The organism is Pseudophaeobacter arcticus DSM 23566, from assembly GCF_000473205.1.
Classification (GTDB): domain Bacteria; phylum Pseudomonadota; class Alphaproteobacteria; order Rhodobacterales; family Rhodobacteraceae; genus Pseudophaeobacter; species Pseudophaeobacter arcticus.
Map to the genome: position 1 here is coordinate 228001 of NZ_AXBF01000004.1, position 25499 is coordinate 253499.

The window sequence follows — 25499 nt, forward strand, 5'->3', positions numbered from 1 at the left end:
ATGGCCACAATACCCGCGGGAAAAGTCATCTGTGCCGGCCTGGGGCCGGGCGATCCCGAACTGATGAGCGTCAAATCCTGGCGCGCCATTCAAGGCGCCCGCCATGTGGCCTATTTCCGCAAGGAAGGCCGCAAGGGTCAGGCCCGCAGCCTGGTCGAGGGCCTGTTGCCCGAGGGCGTCATTGAACACGCAATGGAATATCCGGTCACCACCGAAATCCATTTCTCTGATCCCGAATACAACCGGGTCATGGCCGCATTCTATGATGGCTGGGCCAATACCCTGGCCGAGATTGCCCAGACAGAGAATGTCGTGGTGCTCTGCGAAGGTGACCCGTTCTTTTATGGCTCCTACATGCATCTCTACACCCGGCTACAGGGCCGCGCCGAGCAGGAAGTCATTCCCGGCATCACCGGCATGTCCGGCTGCTGGACCGCCACCGGCCAGCCCATCACCTGGGGCGATGACGTCCTGACCGTGGCCATGGCCACCCTGTCCGAGGCGGAGCTGACCCGCCGCATCCAGGAGACCGATGCGCTGGTGGTGATGAAGATCGGCCGTAACCTGCCAAAACTGCGCCGCGCGCTGCAGGCCGCAGGCAAAGCAGAAGAGGCCTGGCTGGTGGAACGGGGCACCATGCCCAGCCAGACGGTGCAGAAACTCTCTGAGATCGAGGGCGAAGTGCCCTATTTCTCGATTGTTCTGGTGCATGGACAGGGGCGCAGACCATGACAGAGACAGCACCAACAGGCCGGCCAAAAACAGGCTGGGTGAAAATTGTCGGGCTTGGTCCCGGCGATGAAACCATGGTGACAACCCAGGTCCAGGAGGTGATCAGTGAGGCCACGGATATTGTCGGCTACATCCCCTATGTAAAGCGCATCCCCGAACGCCCCGGCCTGACCCTGCATGCCACAGACAACCGGGTCGAGGTCGAGCGCGCCACCCATGCGCTGGAGATGGCGGCAAGCGGCAAACGCGTGGCAGTGGTCTCCTCGGGCGATCCGGGCGTCTTTGCCATGGCCTCTGCCGTGTTTGAGGCGCTGGAAGAAGCCCATCAGCCTGCCTGGCTGGATCTGGACATCCAGGTCTTGCCCGGCATCACCGCAATGCTGGCAGCATCGGCCCGGATCGGCGCGCCGATGGGGCATGATTTTGCCGCCATCAACCTCAGCGACAATCTGAAACCCTGGAGCCTGATTGAAAAACGCCTGCGCTTGGCCGGCGAGGCGGGCTTTGCCATGGGGTTTTACAATCCCCGTTCAAAATCGCGCCCCCATCAGTTTGCCCGCGCGCTTGAGATCCTGCGTGAGGCCTGTGGCGGTGAGACCTTGATTTCTTTTGCCCGCGATGTGTCCAAACCCGATGAAACCATCACCACCGTGACCCTTAACGAGGCGACACCCGAAATGGCGGATATGCGCACCGTGGTGATTGTCGGCAACAAGGACACCCGCCGCATCGGCGCCCATGTCTACACCCCGCGCTATGCGCGCGACGCGGGCTGAGCCGGGGTATGAAACAGCCAGGCCATCACCTCTGCCAAATCCCCGTAGGTCATGCGGGGGGGCACCTGTGGTCTGTCGATCATGATGATCGGCAGGGTGAGGGCGCGCGCGGCGGCAAGTTTGGCCGAGGCGCCACGACCGCCGGCATTTTTCGACACCACATGGGTGATGCCATGATGCTGCATCAAGGCAAGATCTGCGGCCTCATCAAAGGGACCACGGGCGATCTCGACGCTACAACTGGGCAGCGGCAGCTCCGCCTCGGGTGCGTCCACCAGACGCAACAGATAGTGATGCTGCGGCTTGGCGGCAAAGCCCGCAAGGTTCTGTTTGCCAATCGCCAGGAAAACCCGCGCAGGCGCCTGCGGCAACGCCTGCACCGCCGCCTCGATATCGCCAACATGGGTCCAGTTATCCCCCGCCACCGGGCGCCAGGGCGGACGTTCAAAGGCGCAAAGCGGCAGGCCTGCCTCGGCGCAGGCCTGCACCACATTGCGGCTCATCTGGGCGGCAAAGGGATGGGTGGCATCCACCACATGACTGATCTCCTCCTCTCTGAGGTAGCGCAGCAGCCCGTCGAGACCGCCAAAGCCACCCACCCGCATGGGCAGGGGCTGCGCCACCGGGTTGGCCGTGCGGCCGGCGTAGGAAAATACCGCATCCATACCCGCCTCAGCCAGAGCCTTGGCCAGTTTGCTGGCCTCTGTGGTGCCGCCCAACACAAGGGTTCGTGTCATGTCTGATCCTGTTGTTGCCTCTGTCACTCAGCCGTGGCTCACGGTGATTGGTCTTGGTGAGGATGGACTGGCGGGCCTCTCGGAGGCAAGCCGCAAAGCGCTGCATGAGGCCGAGGTGATTTTTGGCGGGCCGCGCCATCTGGATCTGGTGCTGGCCGGCGACCGGGGCCAGCCCTGGCCGGTGCCCTTTTCCATCCAGCCCGTGCTGGCGCAACGGGGACGCCCGGTGGTGGTGCTTGCCTCGGGCGATCCCTTCTGGCACGGCGCCGGAGGATCCTTGATGGGCGACCTTGATCCTCACGAATGGGTTTCTCACCCGGTGCCCTCCTGCTTTGCGCTGGCCGCCAACCGGCTGGGCTGGAAACTGGAAGAGGTGCTTTGCCTCGGGCTGCATGCGGCGCCTTTTGCACAGCTGTTGCCGCTGCTGGGCCGGGGCAGCCGCGCGATTTGCACCCTGCGCGACGGAGCGGCCCCGGCTGAACTGGCCCGCTGGCTGGTTGAGAACGGCCAGGATGCGGCGCGGATACATGTGATGGAACGGCTGGGAGGCCCCCGGGAACGCCTGTTTCAGGCCACCGCCAAGGAATGGGATCTGCCGCCAGGGGGGGCTCCGGTCCTCGTCGCCATCGAGGCAACTCAGCCCGGGCTGCCGCAGGCTGCGGGGCTGGCCGATGCGCATTTCGTGAGCGATGGCCAGATCACCAAACGTCCCATCCGCGCCCTGACCCTGTCGGCGCTGGCACCACGCAGAGGCGAACTGCTGTGGGATATCGGCGGCGGCTCTGGCTCTGTCTCGGTTGAATGGTGCCTGGCGGCCCCCGGCGCCCGCGCCATCACCTTTGAGCCCCGCCGGGAGCGGCTGGAAAACATCCGCGCCAATGCCACGCGTTTTGGCCTGAGCCACCGCATGGCGGCAGTGCAGGGCAAAGCCCCCGAAGTGCTGACGGGACATGCGCTGCCCGATTGCGTCTTTATCGGCGGCGGCGGCTCGCAAGCGCTGCTGGATCAGCTCTGGCAGATCCTGCCGCCGGGCACCCGTCTGGTGGCCAATGGCGTCACGCTGGAGACCGAAACCCTGCTGATGCAGGCCCATGCACAGTGGGGCGGCCATCTGCTGAAGGCTGAAATTGCCGAAGCCGGGCCTTTAGGGTCGATGCGCGACTGGCAACGCGCCCGCCCCGTCATTCAGTGGAGCGTGACACGATGAAAGTGGCCGGGATTGGATTTCGCGCCAATGCGACGCTGGCCGATCTGCGCAGCGTGCTGGCGCTGACAGGGGGGCGCCCCGATGCCCTGGCCAGCCTGGCGGCAAAGGCGGCGCAGCCTGCGCTGATAGAGCTTGCCCGGGAACTGGCGCTGCCGCTGATTGCCCTGCGCGAAGAAGACATCGCCGGCGAACAGACCCTCACCTGTTCGCCCCGCATACAATCCCGATTTGGCACCGGCTCGGTTGCCGAGGCCTGCGCCCTGGTGGCCGCCCGCCAAGGCGCAGGCCTGGCCCGGTCCCGCCTGATCACCCCCAGACTTATGACCGCGGATGGGATGGCCACCGCGGCCCTTGCAGAAAGACTTGAGCCATGACCGTTCATTTCATTGGCGCCGGCCCCGGCGCCGCCGATCTTATCACTCTGCGCGGGCGCGACCTGATCGCTGCCTGCCCGGTCTGTCTCTATGCCGGTTCGCTGGTCCCCGAGGCGCTGCTGCAGCACTGCCCCAAAGGGGCCAAGGTGATCAACACCGCAGCGCTGTCGCTGGATGAAATCATCGCCCATATCAAAGAGGCCAATGACGCTGGTCACGATATCGCCCGGCTGCATTCGGGCGATCTGTCGGTCTGGTCTGCCTTAGGAGAACAGCTGCGCCGGTTGCGCACACTGAACATCCCCTATGACATCACCCCCGGCGTGCCCGCCTTTGCGGCGGCGGCAGCGGCGCTGGGATCAGAGCTGACCCTGCCCGGTGTCGCCCAATCGCTGGTGCTGACGCGAACCTCGGGCAAGGCCTCGGCGATGCCCGAAGGCGAAACGCTGGAGAATTTTGCCCGCACCGGTGCGACCCTGGCCATTCACCTCTCGGTGCATGTGCTGGAGGATGTGGTCGCCCGGCTCACCCCCAGCTATGGCGCCGAATGCCCGGTTGCCGTGGTCTGGCGCGCCACCTGGCCAGATCAAAAGGTGGTCAAGGCGACGCTTGGCACCCTGGAAGAGGCTACCGGCGGGGTGCGCGGACGCACCGCGCTGATTCTGGTCGGACCGGCGCTTGGCAATGAAGGTTTTGACGAAAGCTGCCTTTACGCGCAGGATTACGACCGCCGCTACCGGCCACAAAGCGCCGACAGCCAATGGGCCAACTGGAGCGAAGGTGATGATTGATTTTCCCAAAGGCCTGATGATCTCCGCCCCGGCCTCTGGCACCGGCAAGACCACGGTGATGCTGGGCCTGCTGCGGGCGCTGGCCGAAGACGGCCTGGCGGTTCAGCCCTTCAAAAGCGGCCCCGACTACATCGACCCGGCCTTTCACTTTGCCGCTGCCAAGCGCCCCAGCTTCAATCTGGATACCTGGGCGATGGACGCGCAGCTGCTGGATGCGGTTGCCGGACAGGCAACAGGGGCTGAAATCTGCATCGGCGAAGGCTCGATGGGGCTGTTTGACGGGGTTGCCACCCGTGGGCAGAGCGGCTTTGGCTCTTCTGCTGAAACCGCCAAGCGCATGGGCTGGCCGGTGGTGCTGGTGATTGACGTGGGCGGCCAGGCGCAGTCCGCTGCCGCCACCGCTTTGGGGTTTAAATCCTACGACCCCGAGGTGCCCTTTGCGGGGGTAATCCTGAACCGGGTCGCCAGCCCCCGCCACGAACGCCTGACCCGGCTGGGGATGGAGCGCGCAGGCGTCAAGGTTCTGGGCGCGCTGCCCCGGCGCGGCGATCTTGCCCTGCCCGAACGCCACCTGGGCCTGATTCAGGCGGTGGAACATCCCGATCTGGAAGCCGCCATCGCAGGCTATGCCACTTTCCTGCGCGAACATGTGGATCTTGAGGCGCTCAAATCGGCAGCCATGGGCGCAGCCGCCCCAGCCCCCAACAGGCTGCCAAAGCCCCCGGCGCAGCGCATCGCGCTGGCACGGGATGCGGCGTTTTCCTTTACCTATCCGCATCTTTTGACCGGCTGGCGCGCCGCCGGCGCTGAAATCCTGCCGTTTTCCCCCCTCGCGGATGAGGCCCCGGCCCAAGACGCCGATCTGGTCTGGCTACCCGGCGGTTACCCGGAACTACACGGCGGCACCCTGGCCGCCGCCCAGACCTTCCGTGCGGGCCTGCGCAAACATGCCGAGACCAAGCCAGTGCATGGCGAATGTGGGGGCTACATGGCCCTTGGCGACGCTCTGATCGACAAGGAGGGCAACCGCCATCAGATGGCCGGTCTGCTGGGCCTGGTCACCTCCTATGAGAAACGCAAATTCCATTTGGGCTATCGCCGCGCCGAGTTGCAGGCGCCGATGCCGGGCTTTGCAACAGGTGCAGCCCTGCGCGGGCATGAGTTCCACTATTGCACCATTCTGGATGAACCCGACGCCCCACTGGCCCATGTCATGGATGCCGATGGCAATCCGGTGCCGGAAACCGGCTCCATCAAGGGCCATGTCACCGGCACCTTTTTCCATCTGATCACCGGAGAAGGCGCATGAGCGGCTTTGTCAGTTTTGTCTCGTCTGGCCCTGGTGATCCGGAGCTGCTGACCGTCAAGGCGGTGAAACGGCTGGAAGCGGCCGATGCGGTGCTGTTTGACGATCTCTCCTCGGGGCCGATCCTGACTCATGCCCGCCCTGATGCCGATCTGGTGGGTGTTGGCAAACGCGCCGGGCGGCCCTCACCAAAACAGGACCACGTCAGCCAACTGCTGGTGGACTATGCCAAAAGCGGCCTCAAGGTGGTGCGGTTGAAGTCAGGTGACAGTGGCGTCTTTGGTCGGCTAGAGGAAGAAATCACTGCGCTGCGTGCTGCGGGCATCCCGTTTGAGATCATCCCCGGCGTCACCGCAGCCTCAGCTGCGGCGGCAGCGGCCAATATTCCGCTGACCCGGCGGCTGACGGCGCGCCGTATGCAGTTCATCACCGGTCACGACGTCACCGGTGGCCTGCCGGATAGCCTCAACATGGCGGCGCTGGCCGATCCGGATGCCACCACGGTTGTCTATATGGGCAAACGCACCTTTGCGGCCCTGGCGGAAAAGCTGGTCGAAGCCGGTCTGCCACCTGAAACCCATGCGCTGGTGGCATTGGGGGTATCCACACCCGAACAAGAACTCAGCTGCCATACGGTGGGTGAACTGCCACAGGTACTGCGTGCGATGGAGACCACTGCGCCGGTTCTCATTCTCTACGGCCCGCTGGCCGATACCGATCTGACCCCGGGAGGCTGAGCCGGTGCCGCAGCCAACCCTGACCCTCTGCAAGAGCTGCAAGAGCGCCGATCTGGCCCTGCCCCGCCATCTGGCGGAGGCCCTGGAACAGGCCGGGATCGCGGCGCGGGTGCAAGAGGTGGACTGCATGTCCGGCTGCACACGCCCGCAGACCCTTGCGGTGCGGCAAAGCGGCAAGACGGCCTATCTCTTTGGCGAGATCACCGCAGCGGACCTGCCGAATATCCTCACCTTTTTGCGGCTCTTTAACGAAAGCCCCGATGGCACCCTGGCAGATTCCCGCCCGCTGGGGGCGCTGCGCATGAAGGCCATCGCGCGAATCCCGGCGGATCTGGACTAGACCCGACAGCCGGGTCAAAATCGCCCTGCCCACCGAAAAAGTCGCATCTTTGTCCAAGCGGGACGGTTTCCAACTTGACCGGGCAGTATGACAAAGGGCACAACAAATGAACATGGTGTCCAACGGTGCAAAGCATCAGGGCTGAAACGGGAATGAGGAATGGCGGACCAAATCGCGGCGCCACGCCCTCAACCGCCCCCGCGACTGTGAGCAGCGAGTGGTTTTTCATATCCACTGGGGCCAATCTGGCCACCGGGAAGGGGAAAAATCGCTGTGACCTGCGAGTCAGGAGACCGGCCATGTAATGGACTGAAACTTTTGTCGTCGGGTGTGACGACGTGGAGAACAATGATGACAACTAAGACACTGAACAAATCCGCTGCAGGCATTGGTTTTGCACCAGCTCTGTTTGCCGTGATCCTTGGCCTGGGTATTGTCACCCTGACCGGTCACGTACAGGCTTCTGCCCTGCATGACGCGGCCCATGATGTCCGTCACGCAACCGGCTTCCCCTGCCACTAAGCAGATGATGAACCGTATCTTGACCAGCGCGTTGTTCGCTGGTGCTGCAGCAGGGTTGTTAACCGCTCTGCTGCAGCTTCTTTTTGTGCAGCCTGTTCTTTTGCATGCCGAGCTTTATGAGACCGGCGAGCTGGTGCATTTTGGCGGCGCCGCAGTTTCGGCGCATCCGGATCTGCCCGGCTTTGACGTCATGCGCGACGGGTTGAGCATCATTTTCACCATGTTGACCTACACCGGCTATGCGCTGGTCATGGTTGCCCTGATGTCACTTGCCGAGAGCAAGGGCCATGTTGTCACCGCACGGGCGGGCATTCTCTGGGGGTTGGCAGGTTTTGTCACCTTCCATCTGGCGCCAGCTTTGACCCTGGCACCAGAAGTGCCCGGCGTCGCCGCTGCCGATGTCTTTGACCGCCAGATCTGGTGGACAGCAACCGTGGCTGCGGCCGGCATTGCCATGTGGCTCATCGCCTTTGGCGGCAATCTGGTCTCTTATGCCATTGCGGTGGCGCTGTTGCTGCTGCCGCATCTGATTGGCGCCCCGGAGCCAGACAGCTTTACCGGTCCGGTTCCAACCGAGATCGGCGCGCTGTTTGCCGCACGCGCCCTTGGCGTTGGCATGGCCGCCTGGGTTCTGCTTGGCACTTTTGCTGGCTATTTCTGGCAATCGGAAGCACAGCGCACCGCCGCCGCGTAATCGAAAAAAACCTCCGTCGGTGCATCGCCACTGGCGGAGGTTTCCGTTTCAAAGGATCAAGAATGTCCCGTTCCCTCGCTCTCTTTGCCATTGGGCTTACCTTTGGCTGTGGCATCGGCTTTGTTGTTGCTGCCGGCAATGGCATCACCTTCACCGGCCACGACCACGGCGACCCTGCCCAGCACGGAGGGGCAGAACACCAGATGGAAAGCGCCGGTCACGCCCATAGCCAACCTCTGATGATCACCCCAGGCAGCACCGCGCCCAAAATTGCAATAGACGTCCACAAGGACCCGATGTCCGGCTGGAACCTGCAGGTCACCACAGAGAATTTCATCTTCTCGCCCGAACATGTCTCCACTGCGGATCGCCCCGGCGAAGGTCATGCCCATGTCTATATCAACGGCAGCAAGCTGACCCGGCTTTATGGCAACTGGCTGCATCTGGGCGATCTGCCCAAGGGCAGCGTCGAAATCACCGTGGGGCTGAACGCAAATAGCCACAGCCCGCTGATGATCGGGACAGACCCGATTGCTGACAGCGTGATCATCGACAACCCCTGACCCCTTGGTGCCCCGGTTGCAGCCCCGGTCTGCCGCCTGACCTGACGCGAAGTCGATACACAGCGGCCCGATCCCGCGATGCAGCCGGATCCGGGCTTGATTATGCTGAAACACGGCGCCATAGCGGGCCGTGTTTCTTTTTGGCAGGAGCCCGACAGATGAACAATGACAGCACGGCCGCCGTGATCGAGCTTTCGCTCATTGGCATTGGCACCGGCAACTCGCAGCATCTGACCCTGCAGGCAGTCGCCGCGCTCAATGCCTGCGATCTGATCCTGATCCCGCACAAGGGCGCGGGCAAAGACGACCTCGCCGGGCTGCGCCAGCAGATCTGCGCTCAGGTGATCCAGGCCCCCGGCCCGCGTATTGTTGAATTTGCCCTGCCGGTGCGCGACCCCGCGATCCAGGACTACACCGCCCGCGTGGATCACTGGCACGATGCCATTGCCGAGGTCTGGATCAAAACCATCCGCGACCACTGCCCCGGCGGCAAGGTCAGGGTTGGCTTTCTGGTCTGGGGGGATCCGTCGCTATATGACAGCACCATGCGCATCGCCGAGCGCCTGAAGGCCACGCAGGATATCACGCTAGAGGTCATTCCCGGCGTGACCTCGATCCAGGCGCTGACCGCCGCCCATGCCATTCCGTTGAACGAGATTGGTGCGCCCTTTACCGTGACCACCGGGCGACAGCTGCGCGACAACGGCTGGCCTGAGAGTGCCGATACCCTGGTGATCATGCTGGATGGGGAATGCTCGTTTCAGGCCATCGACCCCACAGGGGTGGACATCTGGTGGTCCGCCTATGCCGGCATGGAAAACCAGATCAGCCTCTCTGGCCCCTTGGCTGCGGTCGCCGAACAGATCATCCAAACCCGCGCCCAGGCCCGCGCCGATCACGGCTGGATCATGGATATCTACCTGCTGCGGAAATCCTGAGGCGGCTCCGTCGCCGGTCCGCCGCCCCTGAGAAGACAGGCTAGGCCTGGGCCATGCGGCGTCCCGCCAGCCAGAGCGAGGACAGGCCGGAGAGGACAATCACCCCCAGCCCCAAAAGCGCCAGCTCATCGGGCCAGGTGCCAAAGACCACCACCCCCAGAACGGTTGCCGCCAGGAGCTGGCTGTAGATCAATGGCGCCACGACATTGGCAGGCGTGGTCCGATTGACCATCACCAACAGAAAATTCCCTGCCGCAGATCCCAGCGCGCTGATCAGGATCAGGCTTCCGGAGGTGATATCAATGCTTTGTGGCATCTCGCCATAGCTAAAGGGAAACAGCACCAATGAGCCGATAATCAATTGGGAGATCAGCAGAAACTTGGGCCGGTACCGCCCGGCCAGACTGCGCGTTGCCACCAGATATGAGCCATGGAAACAGCCCGCCAACAGGGCAAACCCCATGCCGATCTGCATCCCAAACCCCGGTTTCACCACCAATAGTACGCCGACAAAGCTCACCAGCAGCAGCGCCACCCGGCCCGGATCCACCTTTTCTTTCAGCAGCAGCGCCGAGAGCACAAAGGCCACGATAGGCCCAACAAAGAAGCCGCCAAAGACATTGGCGATTGGTTCGGTCCTCAGCGCGGTGAGGATGCACAGAATGCCCGTGGCAATCAGCAGCGACCGCAGAATGATCCGCCAGTCCAGAAACCCGCGCAGCTCGGCACTGCGCAGACCGGCAAAGGGCAACAGCACCACCGCCGCCACGGTAAAACGGGACCAGGCGACAAAGAAGGGGCTGGCCCCAGCGACCGTCAGCGACTTGCCTGCGGCATCGCCAATCACGATCAGCGTCATGGCCAGGACCACGGTGCCAAGCATACCCATAGGGATATGGTGTTTCATCTGGTCACTCCGGTGCAGGCGGTGGTCAGGTTTATCTGCATTAGCCCAGCCAATCTTTGCGCAGAATTGCATCGCGCAGCGCAACCAGATCCCCGCGCAGCTGCTCTAGGCCAATTGGCCCCCCAAGGCAAACACGCAACGCTTCGCTGGGCTGGCCCACCACGGTAAAGGCGTCGCTGGGCATGATGCCAATCTGCCGATTGGCCATGCGCCCCATGACCTCAGCCCGGTTGGTGCCGCGGGGCAGTTCCACCCACAGGTTAAAGGCCTCGGGGGCGCTGGTCACAAAACACCCACATAGGATATCCTGCGCCAGCTCTTGCCGCTCTGCCGCGGCGCGGCGCACAAAAGCCTGGATCTCGGTGGCGGTGCCGTCTTCGATCCAGTGCCCCAGCAACGCCAGGCTCAGCGGCGAGGCCATCACATTGATGCTGCGCAGCGCCTGGGAGAAGCCTCCCATCTCGGCCCGTTGTGGCACGGTTGTATAGGCAAGCCGCAGGCCAGCACCAAAACATTTGGAAATCCCGGCGACATGCCAGGCCAGATCTGGCAGGTGGTGGGCAATCGGCGGCGGTGCATCTGCGGCGACAAATCTATAGGCATCATCCTCGATCAGTTGAAGATCATGCTGCATCAGCACCTCGGCAATCTCGCGGCGGCGGGTTGCGGACATTGTTTGGGTGGTTGGGTTCTGCAGGGTTGGGTTCAGGTAGAGCGCCGCAGGCCAATGTTCGCTAATGGCCCGCTCCAGCGCCTCGGGGCGCAGCCCCTCCCGGTCGCTTGGCACCCCCACCAGCTTCAGCCCCAGGCGGGCGGCGATGGAGCGAATGCCGGGGTAGGTCAAAGTCTCACACAGCAGGGTCTGTCCTGGTTCGCTCAGCAGCGTCAGAATCGCATAGATACTGGCATGGGCACCCGGCGTGATGGCAAACCTGTCGGCGGCAAAGTCCAGCCCGTTTGCCTGCATCCAATCCCGGGCAATCTCGCGGTCGGCAGCGCTGCCCCGCACCGATTGATAGCGCAACAATGGCACCAGATTTGCCGCCACATGGCCCAGGCCACTGGCCATACGGGCGACCAGGGCAGGATCATCCGGTTCCGGCGGCATGTTCATCATCGGGTCTTCTTCCAAAATTCGGCGGGGATCCGGCACCGCGTTTGATCCGTCCAGCGCCTCCCGCAGGTCAGGCGCGCGCACAAATGTCCCACGGCCAACAAAGCTTTCGATGTCGCCGCGCCGCACGGCCTCGGCATAACCTCTTGAAGCGGTAGAAAAATCTACCCCTAGATCCTGTGCCACCCCGCGCTGGGGTGGCAGCCGGTCACCTGGCAGCAAAAGGCCCGCGTCAATATCTGCGCGAATGGCGTCCGCGATTTCCACATAACGCGGCTTGTCCGAAACCGGCAGTGTCGGGCTCCAGTGTTTCAAAGGATCTCTCCCCACGGCGGTCTTTCCTCATCCAGTTCCAAAGCGTGATTCAACACGGGTCTTGTGCTGGAATATCCCCAAGTCGCTGGCAATTGCAACCAAATTGACCGCATCATTGTTTGCAATCAATCACGAAACACCTTAGAGGAATGCAAAGACAGGAATCAAAGATGGCGATACCCAAGATGACCCAAGACAGCAGCACAGTGACAACCGCCCCCAAGCAAGCATTGTCTGATCAAACAGTGCTGCGCCCCTGGAAACCTGCCGCATTGCGCGGCTTGCGACTGCGTTGCCCCAGCTGCGGCGAAGGCAAGCTGCTGCAAGGCTATCTGAAAGTGAAACACAGCTGCGACAACTGCGGCCAGGAGCTCTATCACAATCGCGCTGACGACGGCCCGGCCTATCTGACCATTTTGCTGGTCGGGCACCTGCTCGGCTTTGCGCTTCACATCACTTACACGCAGTTTCGGCCTGACCCTTTCACCCTGGCATTGATCATGTCGCTGGTGACCATATTGAGCTCTCTTTTGTTATTGCCGCGAATGAAGGGTCTTGTGGTTGCCTATCAATGGGCCAAACGCATGCACGGCTTTTAGGCCACCACCTGAAAGCCTGAAAACCCAACCCATTAAAACTGAATTTTGATACACGCCGAAAGCCACCAAGACGGCCTTCGGCGTGAAAATCCTTGATCACGATAGAAATTATCCTACACTTGGGGTTGATCACCACGTGCACGGAATACGGATGCCGTGTTTTTCTCACGCTATAGCACGGTGATAATTCCAAGACTGTTTTTTGCTGCCGCATGTTTGTTAAGGGGATAAAATGGCGGGCGATCAGATCCTCCAGGCCAGAAAAACACATGCAGAAAACATAAGAGAATCGTCAAACTGGCTGTTCTATTATTTCATGGTTGCCGTCGGGTTATGCATCTGCGCCGCCACGACCCGCGCCATTCCCTATGGGCCACTTTACTACATTGGCATCCCAATTTTCTTGATATTCTTTGTGGCCCCGCCAATGATTTTTCCGGGTGGAAAACATCACACAAAGCGCGTCACTCTGCTCGTCCTTGGCCTGTTTATTATCGCGACCACCAGCCTTACCTTTCTCGGTCTGGCATCGCCCGGCTGGCTCATTCTGCTGACTGCCCCCATCATTTCAGTGGCTTTGGTGGGACGGCATGCGGCCTATCTGACGCTGACCGTTTCCCTGCTCATTTCAATCAGCCTCGGCTATCTGCATTCAGCGGGACATCTGCAGACCAATACTCTCAACTACGATCATCACACAGAAAATTGGCTCAACTGGATGGTGATGACATTCGCCCTGTTATTTAGCGGTACCGCCTGTATCACCCTAACGGAGCATCTGCGCACGCAATGGGAAGCCTCCAACATCGCGCTTTATAAACAGCATGATCAAATGCATGCCTTGGTTGAATATGCCCCGGAAGCCATATTGATATATGATATGGATCTGGGCTGCTTTATCACCAGCAACACCCGCGCGGAGCAAATTCTTGGATATTCCCGCGATGAACTTATGCAGGCAATTACCCCCAAGATAAGCCCCCCCTTCCAACCTGACGGTCGCCGCTCCCGAGTGGCGGTATCCACCTATCTTCGGCAGACCCTTGCAGGCGAGTTCCCTGTTTTTGAATGGCAGTTTGAAAACAAAAACGGAGACATGCTAGATTGTGAGGTTTCTCTGGCCCGCCTGCCGCCCCTTGATCGAAAACTCATCCGCGCCAGCGTGGTCGAAATCTCGGCCCGCAAGGCAGAGATCAAGGAACGTGCCAAGATCCAAGAACAGCTCGCGGTCTCCCAGAAACTGGAAGCAGTGGGTAAGTTGACCGGCGGCGTGGCGCATGATTTCAACAACCTTCTGGCCGTCACACTGGGAAATCTGGAGTTGCTCCGGGACGAGATTGATGACGAGCAACATAAGCAGCTCATCGAAAAGGGCATTGCCGCGACACTGCGGGGGTCGGATCTGACCCGCAACATGCTGGCCTTTGCCCGCAAGGCCAGCCTGGAGCCCAGCCCGATCGACATCAATCTGGTGGTGCAGGAAACTAAAAATTGGATCAGCCGGACCCTGCCCGCAACAATCTCCGTCAACACCTCCCTGCTTGATGGGCTTTGGCTGGTTGAAGCCGACCCCAGCGCCACCGAAAGCGCGCTTTTGAACCTGATCCTCAATGCCCAGGATGCCATGCCCAACGGTGGCAAGCTCACCATTGAAACCGCCAACATTATTATTGATAAAAACTACATTGATGCGCGCCAGGAAGAGCTGCCACCAGGGCGTTATGTGATGCTGGCGGTCAGCGATACCGGCGAGGGCATTCCCCCAGAGATCGTGCCCGATATCTTTGAGCCCTTCTTTTCGACCAAGGCCCCGGGCGGCAATTCCGGCCTGGGGCTTTCTATGGTTCACGGCTTCATGCGCCAGTCCAATGGCACTGTCCAAGTCTATTCCGAGCCAGGAATAGGCACCACCTTCAAGCTGTTCTTCAAAGTGGCAGCTTCCTCCTCAGAAGAAGCCGATGCGCGCCCCGAGGCAGAACCAGAGACAACCAACCATACCGCGCGGCGAATTTTGCTGGCAGAAGACAATGCTTCCGTTCTGGAAGTCTTGATCCAAACCCTGCAAAAGGCCGGGTATGTCGTCACGGCAGCACCGTCGGGGGACGCGGCAAAGGAAATTTTTGAAGCGGATCCTCACTTTGATCTCTTGATCACGGATATCGTCATGCCGGGTCGGCTCTTGGGCACCGGCCTTGCCGCAGAGCTGCGCAGCCTGGCCCCGGATCTGCCGGTGATTTTTATGTCAGGATACGCCAGCGAGGCTGCGGTACATGGGAACGGGCTGCGCCCCGAAGACATCCGCCTGATGAAACCCGTGCAACGCACCGATCTATTTGCTGCCATCCAAAAAGCACTGGGACAGGGCACAGATAGCCTCGATACCGGGCGCGGATGAGCTGTCTGCCAGTTGCAGCGCCCGGATTTGGATGAAATCGAAGGAAGGCCTGGTCAACTGCGGGCCTCCTGGCCTCTGGCGGGGGCTCAACCAGATAAATTTGCTCTAAATCAAAGTGAGTCATATGGCACTCCCCTAGGCTTGAAGGCGGCATTTCAGGAGGCCATTCAATGCACAGCTTTCCAAGGTTTTCAGCACTAGAAAACGTGGCATGCCCCAGGGCTTTGCAGATCCTTCGCCCAGGAAAGCTCTTTCGGGTCTTGCTGTGTTCCTGCTGGCTTTTATCGCCTCTGTCGGTGCAGGCGGATGAGGTAGATGTAATCCGCAACGAAGCCAATCAGACTCTCCGGGATCTGGAATCCAGGGGCTATGTCGCCCCTACCCTCTCAGACCTGAGCAAATACCCTGCGCGAACAATTCGCGACTTAAAAACTGTGCTCGATGGCCAAAGGGATGACTGTCTCAAGGCCGTTGCCGGATCACTTTTCCTGGATGCGCACCGGCGCGAAGCCAGCGTTGAAGCTGCGGTCGAGGATCTGCAAAATACCAATTTGATACGGGATCTTGCCGATATCTGGGGAATGTCGCTGCTGGCAGAGATCAATCCAAATCTGCAGGTGGATCTACAAATTGATCCCTACATGTTCCTGCAGTCGAACCTTGCAGATTCAGTGAGTTCCCTTTCGGGCATGTTCGAAAATCTGCACAAAACGGTAAATGCCTTTGTCGACCACAACCGCGAGGCCATCGCCAACAGCCGGGAGGTCTGGATAGAGGATATCATCCGGGTCAGCACCCTGCACAACTGGAATGAAAACACAGTTGCCGGGGCGCAGGAAAAACTGCGCGCAAAGGTAGCAAAGGCCCATGCCGGTATCCAGGCCGCAGAAGTTACCGCCAAAGCCGCGATACCAAAGATCGAAGAGAGGTTTCAGGACCGGCTGTCACGTATCGCCAGCGCCCGCGATGTCGAGATTTACAAGCTGGACAGGGAAATCAATTCCGAAGCCGCATATAACATCAAACTCGGCACCATTCAGGCCAATTTTGTTGCCGCCAATCAAGAGGCCAGGGACCAACGGGTCGCGGAATTCAAGCAGGCATTGCAGTCGCGTCAGCACATGATCTCGTTGAACCTGCAAAGAATTGCCATGGCCCATGTTCAAAGCCAGGCCCTGGCGCGTTACGCTTTGCCCATTGCGCGCGGCGAATGCGACAAGATCACCAAAACCGGCTTTGTTCACACCCCCATTTCCTGCAAAGCGGGGGATTTCCTGTGCGAACTCACCCGGCTGCCCCATGGCAAATTGATGAGCACCTTCAAAGCCCTCGGTGTCACCCCAAGCGTTGGATATCTCAACTGTGTGTGTCGCGCTGCTGGCTATGGCAGTTCGGGGGCGTCTCAATTTTATGAGCCCGACACAATCGGCACCTTTGATGCGCGCTACTCCTGCCAGCATCCCGGTCCGCCCTGCATTGTCAGCGGCCTTGGCTGCACGCGTCATCCGCTCCCCACCGACCCGGAGAAGTGGAAGAATTGTGGTGCCAGGGTCGAAGCGGAGGGCAATCCCAATCCCTTTCAGGCTGTGGAGGCAGGCATTCGCGCCCGTGCAGCCGAGATCGCCGGTAAAAACAATGACTAGGACCAGATGATGTCACGCCGCGGCACCTTGCTTGCCCTTCTTCGCGTAGTTGTCCTGATGCTGTTTCTGATCGGTTTGGCGGCCCTGCCAAACTGGATCTGGGCCAGCCCCTTTCTGATTGCTGCCATTGCCATCTATTGGCGCGCCCCCCGGCCAGCCCTCCCGGACCGCGCGCTTTCATATAGCTGGGCAACAGCGATCGCAGGGCCTGATTGGATTGGCTTTCTTTTTGGCGGTCTGCTGTGTGTTCTGCCGATCTGGGCAGCGCGTGCTGACGGCGGGGCAGAGCTGCTGCACCCGGTGGCCTTTCTGGTTTGGCCGATTGCCGCAATCCTCCTGTCATTGCCGGTGATCGGCTGGCGCAACGAGGCCTACGCCCTGGTGCTGGATGCGCATTCATTTACGATCCATACAGGCTTCAAGCCCCGCAGCATCCAATTTGACGCGGTTGCCCAGGCCAAACCCTGGCGTCGCGGCCTGCCCCGCTGGATGCGCTATCTGACACCGTTTTTGATCGCCAAGGGATATTACGGCCAGGCCGGGGGTCTCCTCTTGGCCCGCGACAGCACCGGTATCGCGCTTGAGCTCACCACCGGACCCAAGGTGGTGATCAAGGCGGATGGCTTTGAGACCCCCACAAGGGCGCTCATGAAGCGGTTGCAACAGGCGGGCACCCCGATAGCCCCCGGCCTGTCCAGTTTTCTCCCCAAGACACGCCGACAGGCAGAAACGGAGTAGATCATGTTTATTCGACTGATTGCCGCCTTGGTACTGGCGCTCTTGGCTCCCCTTTCTGCCGGTGCCGGAGACTGGAAGGACTACAGTCTTCGCACTACCAACTTTGCGGTGCCGCAGGCCTGGTATCAAACCATGGACATGCGGGAGGAAGAGCTGGATTTTGTCAGCCCGGATGAACGGTTTAAACTTTGGGCGCGGTGGTGGTTCCCGGATGAGCCTTTGTTGGGATATCCCGATATTGTCTCCCACGAAGAGCTGACCATTGCCGGGCAGCCAGCGCTGTTCATCCATTCGGAACTGGCAGGCGAGCGCATATTGGAGCTGGCCTTTTTGATGCCAGACGCAAAGGGCGACCAATTCCTCTTTCAGCTGATCGCGCAAAACACACCCCTGGCCGAGCACCGCGCCATGTTTGATCAATTGCTGGCACGCCTTCGGCTGGACGGTGTCCCGGCAAAGCCTGGCCGCGAGCAACTGCCCCCGACGCAGACCCCCGCACCGCACCCCGAAGCCGAGAGCGCGCCGGTGGTGCCCAGACAACCCGTCACAGCAGGGCCGGGCAAGAAACCCAGCGCGGCGGCGGCGTCAAACGAACAACATCCAGCACCACAGGCACCACAGCCCGCGTCAGAACCCGCATCTGACAGCTCTTGGGCGGCGGTGCTGAAGACAAATTTTGGCAATGATTGTGACACCGAAGCAACCACAAGACAGATGCGCCGGATGCTTGGCATTCTGCAAGACGCCGGGGCGGACGTGACGCTTACCCTGTCCTGTCAGCATGGGCGCCTGCCGGTTTTTGCCGTGACATTCCCTTTTGATCAACAGGGCGCGACGGAAGATTATTTTCACCCCCTTTATGACAAGCTGCTGCTGCGCAACGGGGACCAGCCTTTTGCCCTATTCGAGGTGCGTGACCATTTACTGACCCAGGTCTCGTTGCGCAAAAATGGTGAAATTGATCTCAACTATAAGACCCTGCAGTGGCCAGAGGCAGCAGGCTCACCGTCGCAACCCGCCCCCATGGCGCAGACCACACAGCCCGGTGTTGCACCGTCACCGGGGGGCAAGACCCGCAAAGCCGATCCCGGAGCCACCCCAAGCGAGCAGGTCGAAGCAGCAACGGACAGGCCGAGCCAGCAACAGGAACAGCACAGCGGCCCAATAGTTCTGTTTGATGGCAACACCCTGCAGCAATTCACGCCTTTTGCCCATGTGGGTGCAGATTTTGCGGCCTGGGCCAGTCAACAGGCGGGCACTTTGGCGCTCACCATCCCGGATGGCCAGAACAGGGCCAAACTCGGCATACAAACAAAAAATGCGCTGGTCTCCTTCCCCAGCCGTAACGATCACCAAGCAACCCGGCTCAGCTTCACCATAGATGCGGATCAGTCCAATACCTTTGTCATGGCCCTGACCCCCGCTGACAAGGCTGATCTCGACCCTTGGGAAAGCTTTGATTTGCGCCTGCTCATTCTGCGCCTCGACGATGGATCCGCCTTTGCACAGTTGCGTCACCGGGAGGATTCAAACACCTATGACATGCGCTTCCCCTGGCCCAAAGGGCAGGTCACCTTTGATGTCATTCTGCGCCCCGATCAGGGTGTTGAACTGCGCAATCAGGCAGGTGGGAGATTGGGTTGGGCCGCATTGGATCAGGACTATTCAGGCCGCAATTGGATTTTGCAAACCTATGTTGCCGAAGGCCGCCGCACCACAAACACCAGGCTGAACCTTGCGCGGATTGTTTTGGACACAGTGCAGGCGCAGCCGCTTCCCCCCATTGATGCGCTCACGCAGGGGCCGCGCAAAACGACCATCTTTGACGGACAGGCTATAGCGCCGGTTTGGGCCAATCTGTCAAACCCAGCAAGCGCCGCCCACCGGTTCTCCACTCTGCAAGACGGCGCCTTAAACCTGTCCTGGCCGCAATCAGACACCGTCAAGACACTTGGGATTTATTCCAACGAGCCCATTCTTTGGCTCGACCACTTTGGCAAAAATGCCGTCGCGCGCATCACGGTCTCTTTGGACGGCAGCCAAACGGGAGATTTCACGGTGGGGTTTCACAGTCGCTTTGGGTTGCCGGAAAATCGACTGGGCGGCGAGGCCTGTATGCTGAATGTTGCCCAGCAAGAGACTGGCTATCAGGTGGTTCTGGCAGGCAGTGAAGGCCAGACGTCGGTGCTTGACCTGGGCACAGTCGAGGCCATCCCCGATCAGTTCACATTTGTTCTGACCCCGCGTGGTATCTCGGTGCTGATGGCGGGCACATCCGCAAAACCAACCTCTTGCCGGTGGTTAAAGGATGGCACCGGGCTGCGGCTCTGGGCCTATGCCACCGGACGGGCTGACCGCAGGACCGGACTGACGTTGAAACAGATCGACGTCAACTACAGTCCAGACATTGCACCTGCGACAGAACCAGCCGTTTCTGATCTGCCAGCTTTGCCTGTGACCACTTTGTTTACCGGTGAGTCGGGGCCGGAATGGACCAAGCGTGATATCGGCGACGCCCTGTTTGCAAATCTGGCCGAACAAACCCCTCAAGGGATCACCCTGTCACGCCGCCCCAATCCGCCCTCGGGCAACCGGATTGCACTGGTCAGCGCTGAGCCCGTCGTCAATCTGGACTACCGCATAGCCGCCACACCCTTTGAGACAAAATTCTGGATCCGCCCCGATGACCCGGACATGCGGACCAGAATTTACTTCAGCGAGAGCGCAGCGAATGTGGAGAAGACTGCGGTTGCTGCCTTAACCCTGGAAAGCCTTGATGGCCCCAATCGGCAGGGCGGCCTAAAACTGACCTTCCACACCGGTCACTTCCACTATGACCATTGGTCGCGCACCCTGGACGCAGACTGGCGCAAGACCTGGGATGGCAGTTTCACCATTGGGTTTGACCGGGGCCAGATCTATATCCTGATGGGGCAGGACAAAATCCTGTCAGCACAAACAACGCGCAGCGGGGAACACAGGGCCTATTATGCGGCTGTGACGCCCGGAGGCCTGTATTTTCGCAGCCCCGGCCGGGTGACATTGAACCGGGTAGAAACAGGCTGGAAAACCCCGCTGGAAATGCGCGCTCTGGACCGGCTGTATCTGAGTGAGGACAGCGAATTTTCTGCACAAGACTACGTTGATCTTCTCGCCCGCGAGGTGGTGGCCCCCCACTGAGGCCTCAGCGCCTGCCGCGCCCATCAGGCCCCTTGGCAGGTCCCATCCCAGCCCCAAGCAGCCGGGCATATGGAGGCCCGCCTACTGGGGCCTCCAGAGCGCTGCCTTGTTGAATTACCCTTTGGCCCCCTGGCCACGGGCATAGACATCCTCGTAGCGAATGATGTCATCTTCCCCAAGGTAGCTGCCAGTCTGGACTTCGATCAGAACCATTGGCAGTTTTCCGGGGTTTTCCATCCGGTGCACCGACCCCAGCGGGATATAAACCGATTGGTTCTCTGTCACCAGTTTCACCTCGTTATCCACCGTCACCTTGGCGGTGCCTTCCACCACGATCCAATGCTCTGAGCGATGATGGTGGCTTTGCAGCGACAGCGCCGCGCCGGGGTGCACGTGGATACGTTTCACCTGGAACCGTTCGCCCACCACCAGGCTCTCAAACCAGCCCCAGGGGCGATGATCCATCGGGAATTCGGTGGCCTGCTTGGCGCCTTTTTCCTTCAGCGCAGCCACCGCCAGTTTCACATCCTGTGCGCGGGAAGCATCCGCCACCAGCACCGCATCCGGCATCGCCACCGCGATCACATCCTGCAAGCCAATGCCCACAACCGCCAGGCTGTCATCTTCGGACCGCAACAGGCTGTCGCGGCAATCAATTGCCGTGGCGTTGCCGCTGGCAACCACACCATTGGCATCGGCCTTGCTTTCACGCCAGACCGCATCCCAACCGCCGAGGTCAGACCAGCCTGCCGCAAAGGGCACCACCGTCAGATTGTCAGCCTTCTCCATCACCGCATAGTCGATCGAGATATCGTCAAGCGTCTCCCAGGCGGCGGGGTCCAGCCGGAAAAAGCCAAGATCATTTTCGCCCGCTGCAATCGCCGCCTCGACCGGCGCCATCAGATCAGCCGCATGGGCAGCAAAGGCCGCAAGGATGGTCTGGACCGAAAACAAAAATATCCCGGCGTTCCACAAGAAATTGCCAGAGGCCAGCATCACCTCAGCGGTGGCGGCATCGGGTTTCTCGACAAAGCGTTTCAGACCAATGGCGCGGGGAGAAAAATCGCCGGGATCCCCGGTGAGTTCGAGATAGCCATAGCCGGTTTCAGCATGGGTGGGCTTGATACCAAAGGTGACGATCTGGCCCTGTTTGGCCGCCTCGGCCCCAGCGGCCACCGCCGCACGAAAGGCCACATCATCAGGCACCACATGATCCGAGGGCGCCACCAGCATCACGGCTTCGGGGTCAGATTTGGCCAGATACAGCGCCGCCGCCAGAACCGCAGGCGCGGTGTTGCGCCCGGCAGGTTCAATCAGGATAGCGCCGGGATCAATACCAACGCTTGCCAGTTGCTCGGTCACGATAAAGCGGAAATCAGAATTGGTCAGCACCATCGGGGCGGCAAATTCCGCCCCCGCAAGCCGCTGCGCCGAGGCCTGAAACAGGGTGGTCTCCCCCACCAGAGGCACAAATTGTTTTGGGTAGCTTTTGCGCGACAAAGGCCAAAGCCGGGTGCCGGAACCACCGCAAAGCAAAATTGGTGTAATCATAAATCCGTCCTTCAAAATCGCATGCTGCACTGATCATCCGCATCCTGCAGTAATAACCAAGCATAAGTATGACCAGCCCCTTCGTCCAATGGGATCAAAAACGCCCTTTTGCGCGCAGCTAGAACCAAGGTCTTTACACCGCATCCCAAGGCCCCGAAGGATTGACCCCGATTGAGATTATCCCACTACACTTGACAGTTTAAAGGCAAAACGCCCCCCTTGGCCTCTCTAAAGGCAGGCCAAGGGGCTTTGGCAACCGGGATGGCATAGGTCGATCCAAACCCCCAATGCGGATAGCATCTAGGGGCAGCTCTTAGGTTTAGCTTAAGATAGTTGTCATGTTAAATAAATCTTGACAGCCCACCTCCCCAGAACTATGGTGCCCTTACTTAACATGTAAAGGTTTCGAGATGCCCCACTTTCAGATCGAATACTCTGGAAATCTGGAACAGATCGTCGACGTCACTGCGCTATGTGAACATATTCGCGCAACCGCAGTTGAAATCGACACCTTCCCGATGGCCGGTGTCCGGGTGCGTGCCACCCGCGTAGACCACTATGCCATCGCCGATGGGGATCCCAAACATGGTTTTGTAGACATCTCGATCCGCCTGCGCGCCGGGCGTACGCCCGAGGTCAAACAAGACGCAACCCAGCGGATCTTTGACGCCGCGCAAAGCTTTCTGGCCCCCGCCATCGCCAGGCATTCCATCGCTCTTTCGCTGGAAATGCGCGACATCGACCCCGATCTTTCCCCCAAAACCGGCTCAATTCGTGACCATCTTGGCCGCTCTTCGCTGGAGGTATCCTCATGACTGCTCTGAACGACAACATCTCAAAGCTGAGCGGGTTTCTTGCCCGCTTTCAGGACACCGGCATCCAGAACCGGATCGCAGGCGAGGATCGCCCGGGCTCTGCGGGCACCTTTCAATCCACCTCACCAGTGGACAAATCGGTGATCTGCGATGTGGCCCGCGGCACAGAGGCCGACATTGACGCCGCCGCAGAAGCTGCCAAAGCAGCCTTCCCCGCCTGGCGCGACATCCCCGCAGTTGAGCGCAAAAAAATCCTGATCCGCGTCGCCGAAGGCATCGAAGCCCGCGCCGAAGAAATTGCCCTGTGCGAATGCTGGGACACCGGCCAGACCCTGCGCTTCATGTCCAAGGCCGCCCTGCGCGGCGCCGAAAACTTCCGCTATTTTGCCGATCAGGTGGTGCAGGCCCGTGACGGCCAGCACCTGCAATCGCCCACCTTGATGAATATCACCACCCGCAAACCCATCGGCCCGGTTGGCGTCATCACCCCCTGGAACACCCCCTTCATGCTGTCCACCTGGAAAATCGCCCCGGCCCTCGCAGCGGGCTGCACCGTGGTCCACAAACCCGCCGAAGACAGCCCGCTGACCGCCCGCCTCCTGGTTGAAATCGCCGAAGAGGCCGGCCTGCCCCCCGGCGTGCTCAACACCGTCAACGGCTATGGCCACGACGCAGGCAAACGCCTGACCGAACACCCCGCAATCAAGGCCATCGCCTTTGTCGGCGAAAGCCGCACCGGGTCGATCATCACCAAACAGGGTGCCGATACACTCAAGCGCATGCACCTGGAACTGGGCGGTAAAAACCCGGTCATCGTCTTTGACGATGCTGATCTGGAGCGAGCGCTGGATGCGGTGATCTTCATGATCTATTCCATCAACGGCGAACGCTGTACCTCCTCCTCGCGCCTGCTGGTGCAGGATACTATCCGCGAAGCCTTCGAAGCCCGGCTGGTTGAGCGCGTCAACGCCATCAAGGTTGGCCACCCGCTGGATCCCGCCAGCGAAATTGGCCCTTTGATCAGCCAAGAGCACTACACCAAGGTGACCTCCTATTTTGACATCGCCAAGGAAGACGGCGCCACCCTGGCCGCTGGCGGAACCAGACTGGGGGATGAGGGCTATTTTATCCGCCCCACCCTCTTCACCGATGCCAACACCAAGATGCGCATCGCCCAGGAAGAAATTTTTGGCCCGGTGCTGACCTCGATCCCCTTCAGCACAGAAGCAGAGGCGCTTGAGCTGGCCAATGACACCCAATACGGCCTCACCGGCTATCTCTGGACCAGCGACCTCACCCGCGCCCTGCGCTTCACCGACCAGCTTGAGGCCGGCATGATCTGGGTGAACTCGGAAAACGTCCGCCACCTGCCCACCCCCTTTGGCGGGGTCAAGGCCAGCGGCATCGGCCGCGATGGCGGCGACTGGAGCTTTGACTTCTACATGGAGCAAAAACACATCGGCTTTGCCACCGGCCAACACAAGATCACCCGCCTCGGCGCATGACCCCAAATTCATTTGGCCAAAAATATCCCGGGGTGAAATTTCAAATGCCAATTTGAAATTGAGGGGCTGGCCCCTCCCCCCGCCTCACATAAGGAGAACCCCCATGGGAGAGATCGTACTTGCCGCCAAAATGACCCATGTCCCAACCATGCTCATGTCCGAGCAGGACGGGCCGGTCAAAGGCACACGTCAGGCCGCCATTGACGGTCACGCCGAAATCGCCCGCCGCGCCAAGGCGCTTGGCGCCACCACCGTGGTGATCTGCGACACCCATTGGGTGATCAACGCAGGCTTTCACATCAATGCCAACAAACGCTTTGAAGGCCTGTTCACCTCGAACGAATTCCCCCAGTTCATTCAGGACCTGCCCTATGGCTACGATGGCAACCCGGCCCTGGGCGAGGCCATCGCCAAAGCCGCCACTGACAGGGGCGCCTATACGCTCTGCCATCAACTCGACAGTCTGGAGTTGGAATATGGCACCCTGGTGCCGATGCGCTTCATGAGCCGCGAACATGACATGAAGGTGGTCTCGGTGGCCGCCTGGGCCACAGTGCATGACCACGACGAGAGCCGCATTGTCGGCGAAGCGATCCGCGAAGCGGTTGAGGCCTCGGATGAAAAGGTTCTGCTGGTGGCCTCTGGCAGTCTCAGCCACAAGATCTGGGCCAACAAGGACTATGCCGCCAACAATGGCACCTTTACCATCTCCTCCGAATTCAACCGTCAGATGGATCTGCATGTGCTGGAGATGTGGAAACAGGGCGACCATGCCACGTTCTTGAAAATGCTGGGCGAATATGCCCAATTCTGCTGTGGCGAAGGCTCGATGCATGACACGGCGATGCTCTATGGGGCGCTTGGCTGGGACACATACACCGGCAAATGCGAAGTGGTGACGGAGTATTTTCCATCCTCCGGCACTGGCCAGACCAATGTGATCTTCCCGGTCTGACCGGGTATCTCATCAAACAATGATACGCAGGGCAGCGCCACGGCGCCTGTTTGTGGAGGAGAAAC

At 60.4% G+C, this 25499-nt stretch carries 24 protein-coding genes and 1 riboswitch; of the genes, 20 read left to right on the forward strand and 4 right to left on the reverse strand.

The window, feature by feature from the left end:
• Positions 1 to 732, forward strand: coding sequence for a precorrin-2 C(20)-methyltransferase (locus ARCT_RS0101100; protein WP_027238453.1), 732 nt, complete (start codon positions 1 to 3; stop codon positions 730 to 732).
• Positions 729 to 1508, forward strand: coding sequence for a precorrin-3B C(17)-methyltransferase (gene cobJ, locus ARCT_RS0101105; protein WP_027238454.1), 780 nt, complete (start codon positions 729 to 731; stop codon positions 1506 to 1508). The genes ARCT_RS0101100 and cobJ overlap by 4 nt, the downstream gene beginning before the upstream one ends.
• Here the strand turns inward: cobJ and ARCT_RS0101110 are convergent.
• Entirely contained in the window at positions 1487 to 2245 is a 759-nt protein-coding gene (locus tag ARCT_RS0101110; protein ID WP_027238455.1) for a cobalt-precorrin-6A reductase, read from the reverse strand. The genes cobJ and ARCT_RS0101110 overlap by 22 nt on opposite strands.
• On the opposite strand from ARCT_RS0101110, the gene ARCT_RS0101115 reads away from it, so the two are divergent.
• The 10 genes from ARCT_RS0101115 to cobF all read left to right on the forward strand — a co-directional run bounded on the left by ARCT_RS0101115 (position 2244) and on the right by cobF (position 9717).
• Positions 2244 to 3452 carry a bifunctional cobalt-precorrin-7 (C(5))-methyltransferase/cobalt-precorrin-6B (C(15))-methyltransferase gene (locus tag ARCT_RS0101115; RefSeq protein ID WP_027238456.1) on the forward strand — a complete coding sequence of 403 codons (1209 nt, stop codon included), beginning with the start codon at positions 2244 to 2246 and terminating at the stop codon, positions 3450 to 3452. The genes ARCT_RS0101110 and ARCT_RS0101115 overlap by 2 nt on opposite strands.
• Complete coding sequence (locus ARCT_RS0101120; RefSeq protein ID WP_027238457.1) at positions 3449 to 3826, forward strand: cobalamin biosynthesis protein; 378 nt, start codon at positions 3449 to 3451, stop codon at positions 3824 to 3826. Before ARCT_RS0101115 ends, ARCT_RS0101120 begins: the two co-directional genes overlap by 4 nt.
• Positions 3823 to 4617 (forward strand): precorrin-4 C(11)-methyltransferase, encoded by a 795-nt coding sequence (gene cobM / locus ARCT_RS0101125; RefSeq protein ID WP_027238458.1) that lies wholly within the window; start codon positions 3823 to 3825, stop codon positions 4615 to 4617. The genes ARCT_RS0101120 and cobM overlap by 4 nt, the downstream gene beginning before the upstream one ends.
• The gene (locus ARCT_RS0101130) at positions 4610 to 5926 is read left to right on the forward strand and encodes a cobyrinate a,c-diamide synthase (RefSeq protein WP_027238459.1); all 1317 of its coding nucleotides are present in this window, start codon (positions 4610 to 4612) and stop codon (positions 5924 to 5926) included. The genes cobM and ARCT_RS0101130 overlap by 8 nt, the downstream gene beginning before the upstream one ends.
• A complete protein-coding gene (cobA, locus tag ARCT_RS0101135; RefSeq protein ID WP_027238460.1) occupies positions 5923 to 6660 on the forward strand; it encodes a uroporphyrinogen-III C-methyltransferase in 738 nt (245 codons plus the stop codon). The genes ARCT_RS0101130 and cobA overlap by 4 nt, the downstream gene beginning before the upstream one ends.
• Before the next feature lie 4 nt (positions 6661 to 6664).
• Positions 6665 to 7000, forward strand: a complete 336-nt coding sequence (locus ARCT_RS0101140) for a DUF1636 family protein (protein ID WP_027238461.1) — start codon at positions 6665 to 6667, stop codon at positions 6998 to 7000.
• Positions 7001 to 7096: 96 nt separating this feature from the next.
• A riboswitch (cobalamin riboswitch) is annotated at positions 7097 to 7316 on the forward strand.
• Between the two features lie 35 nt (positions 7317 to 7351).
• Positions 7352 to 7522, forward strand: a complete 171-nt coding sequence (locus tag ARCT_RS27360) for a CbtB domain-containing protein (RefSeq protein ID WP_084300665.1) — start codon at positions 7352 to 7354, stop codon at positions 7520 to 7522.
• Positions 7523 to 7526: 4 nt separating this feature from the next.
• A complete protein-coding gene (locus ARCT_RS0101150) occupies positions 7527 to 8216 on the forward strand; it encodes a CbtA family protein (protein ID WP_027238462.1) in 690 nt (229 codons plus the stop codon).
• A gap of 62 nt (positions 8217 to 8278) precedes the next feature.
• Entirely contained in the window at positions 8279 to 8779 is a 501-nt protein-coding gene (locus tag ARCT_RS0101155) for a hypothetical protein (RefSeq protein ID WP_027238463.1), read from the forward strand.
• A 182-nt stretch (positions 8780 to 8961) separates the two neighbouring features.
• Complete coding sequence (gene cobF / locus ARCT_RS0101160; RefSeq protein ID WP_027238464.1) at positions 8962 to 9717, forward strand: precorrin-6A synthase (deacetylating); 756 nt, start codon at positions 8962 to 8964, stop codon at positions 9715 to 9717.
• A gap of 40 nt (positions 9718 to 9757) precedes the next feature.
• Here cobF and ARCT_RS0101165 read toward each other — a convergent pair whose 3' ends face one another.
• Complete coding sequence (locus tag ARCT_RS0101165) at positions 9758 to 10624, reverse strand: DMT family transporter (RefSeq protein ID WP_027238465.1); 867 nt, start codon at positions 10622 to 10624, stop codon at positions 9758 to 9760.
• A 40-nt stretch (positions 10625 to 10664) separates the two neighbouring features.
• Complete coding sequence (locus ARCT_RS0101170) at positions 10665 to 12053, reverse strand: aminotransferase-like domain-containing protein (protein ID WP_036783818.1); 1389 nt, start codon at positions 12051 to 12053, stop codon at positions 10665 to 10667.
• Between the two features lie 170 nt (positions 12054 to 12223).
• Between ARCT_RS0101170 and ARCT_RS0101175 the strand changes: the two genes are divergently transcribed.
• The 5 genes from ARCT_RS0101175 to ARCT_RS0101195 all read left to right on the forward strand — a co-directional run bounded on the left by ARCT_RS0101175 (position 12224) and on the right by ARCT_RS0101195 (position 20608).
• On the forward strand, positions 12224 to 12652 hold the full coding sequence (locus tag ARCT_RS0101175) for a DUF983 domain-containing protein (protein ID WP_240476185.1): 429 nt from the start codon (positions 12224 to 12226) through the stop codon (positions 12650 to 12652).
• A 427-nt stretch (positions 12653 to 13079) separates the two neighbouring features.
• Complete coding sequence (locus tag ARCT_RS26880; RefSeq protein WP_161631277.1) at positions 13080 to 15047, forward strand: ATP-binding protein; 1968 nt, start codon at positions 13080 to 13082, stop codon at positions 15045 to 15047.
• Positions 15048 to 15271: 224 nt separating this feature from the next.
• Positions 15272 to 16690, forward strand: a complete 1419-nt coding sequence (locus ARCT_RS0101185) for a hypothetical protein (RefSeq protein ID WP_161631278.1) — start codon at positions 15272 to 15274, stop codon at positions 16688 to 16690.
• A 9-nt stretch (positions 16691 to 16699) separates the two neighbouring features.
• Positions 16700 to 17428 (forward strand): hypothetical protein, encoded by a 729-nt coding sequence (locus ARCT_RS0101190; protein ID WP_027238469.1) that lies wholly within the window; start codon positions 16700 to 16702, stop codon positions 17426 to 17428.
• Positions 17429 to 17431: 3 nt separating this feature from the next.
• The gene (locus tag ARCT_RS0101195) at positions 17432 to 20608 is read left to right on the forward strand and encodes a hypothetical protein (protein ID WP_027238470.1); all 3177 of its coding nucleotides are present in this window, start codon (positions 17432 to 17434) and stop codon (positions 20606 to 20608) included.
• 114 nt (positions 20609 to 20722) lie between these two features.
• Here the strand turns inward: ARCT_RS0101195 and ARCT_RS0101200 are convergent, their stop codons facing one another.
• The gene (locus ARCT_RS0101200) at positions 20723 to 22159 is read right to left on the reverse strand and encodes a mannose-1-phosphate guanylyltransferase/mannose-6-phosphate isomerase (RefSeq protein ID WP_027238471.1); all 1437 of its coding nucleotides are present in this window, start codon (positions 22157 to 22159) and stop codon (positions 20723 to 20725) included.
• A 410-nt stretch (positions 22160 to 22569) separates the two neighbouring features.
• On the opposite strand from ARCT_RS0101200, the gene ARCT_RS0101205 reads away from it, so the two are divergent.
• From ARCT_RS0101205 to hpaD, 3 genes are all read left to right on the forward strand, one after another.
• Positions 22570 to 22974 carry a 5-carboxymethyl-2-hydroxymuconate Delta-isomerase gene (locus ARCT_RS0101205; protein WP_027238472.1) on the forward strand — a complete coding sequence of 135 codons (405 nt, stop codon included), beginning with the start codon at positions 22570 to 22572 and terminating at the stop codon, positions 22972 to 22974.
• Positions 22971 to 24479: a 5-carboxymethyl-2-hydroxymuconate semialdehyde dehydrogenase gene (gene hpaE / locus ARCT_RS0101210; protein ID WP_027238473.1), complete on the forward strand. Its 1509-nt coding sequence runs from the start codon at positions 22971 to 22973 to the stop codon at positions 24477 to 24479. The genes ARCT_RS0101205 and hpaE overlap by 4 nt, the downstream gene beginning before the upstream one ends.
• A gap of 103 nt (positions 24480 to 24582) precedes the next feature.
• Positions 24583 to 25434: a 3,4-dihydroxyphenylacetate 2,3-dioxygenase gene (gene hpaD / locus ARCT_RS0101215; protein WP_027238474.1), complete on the forward strand. Its 852-nt coding sequence runs from the start codon at positions 24583 to 24585 to the stop codon at positions 25432 to 25434.
• The last annotated feature ends 65 nt before the right edge of the window (positions 25435 to 25499 follow it).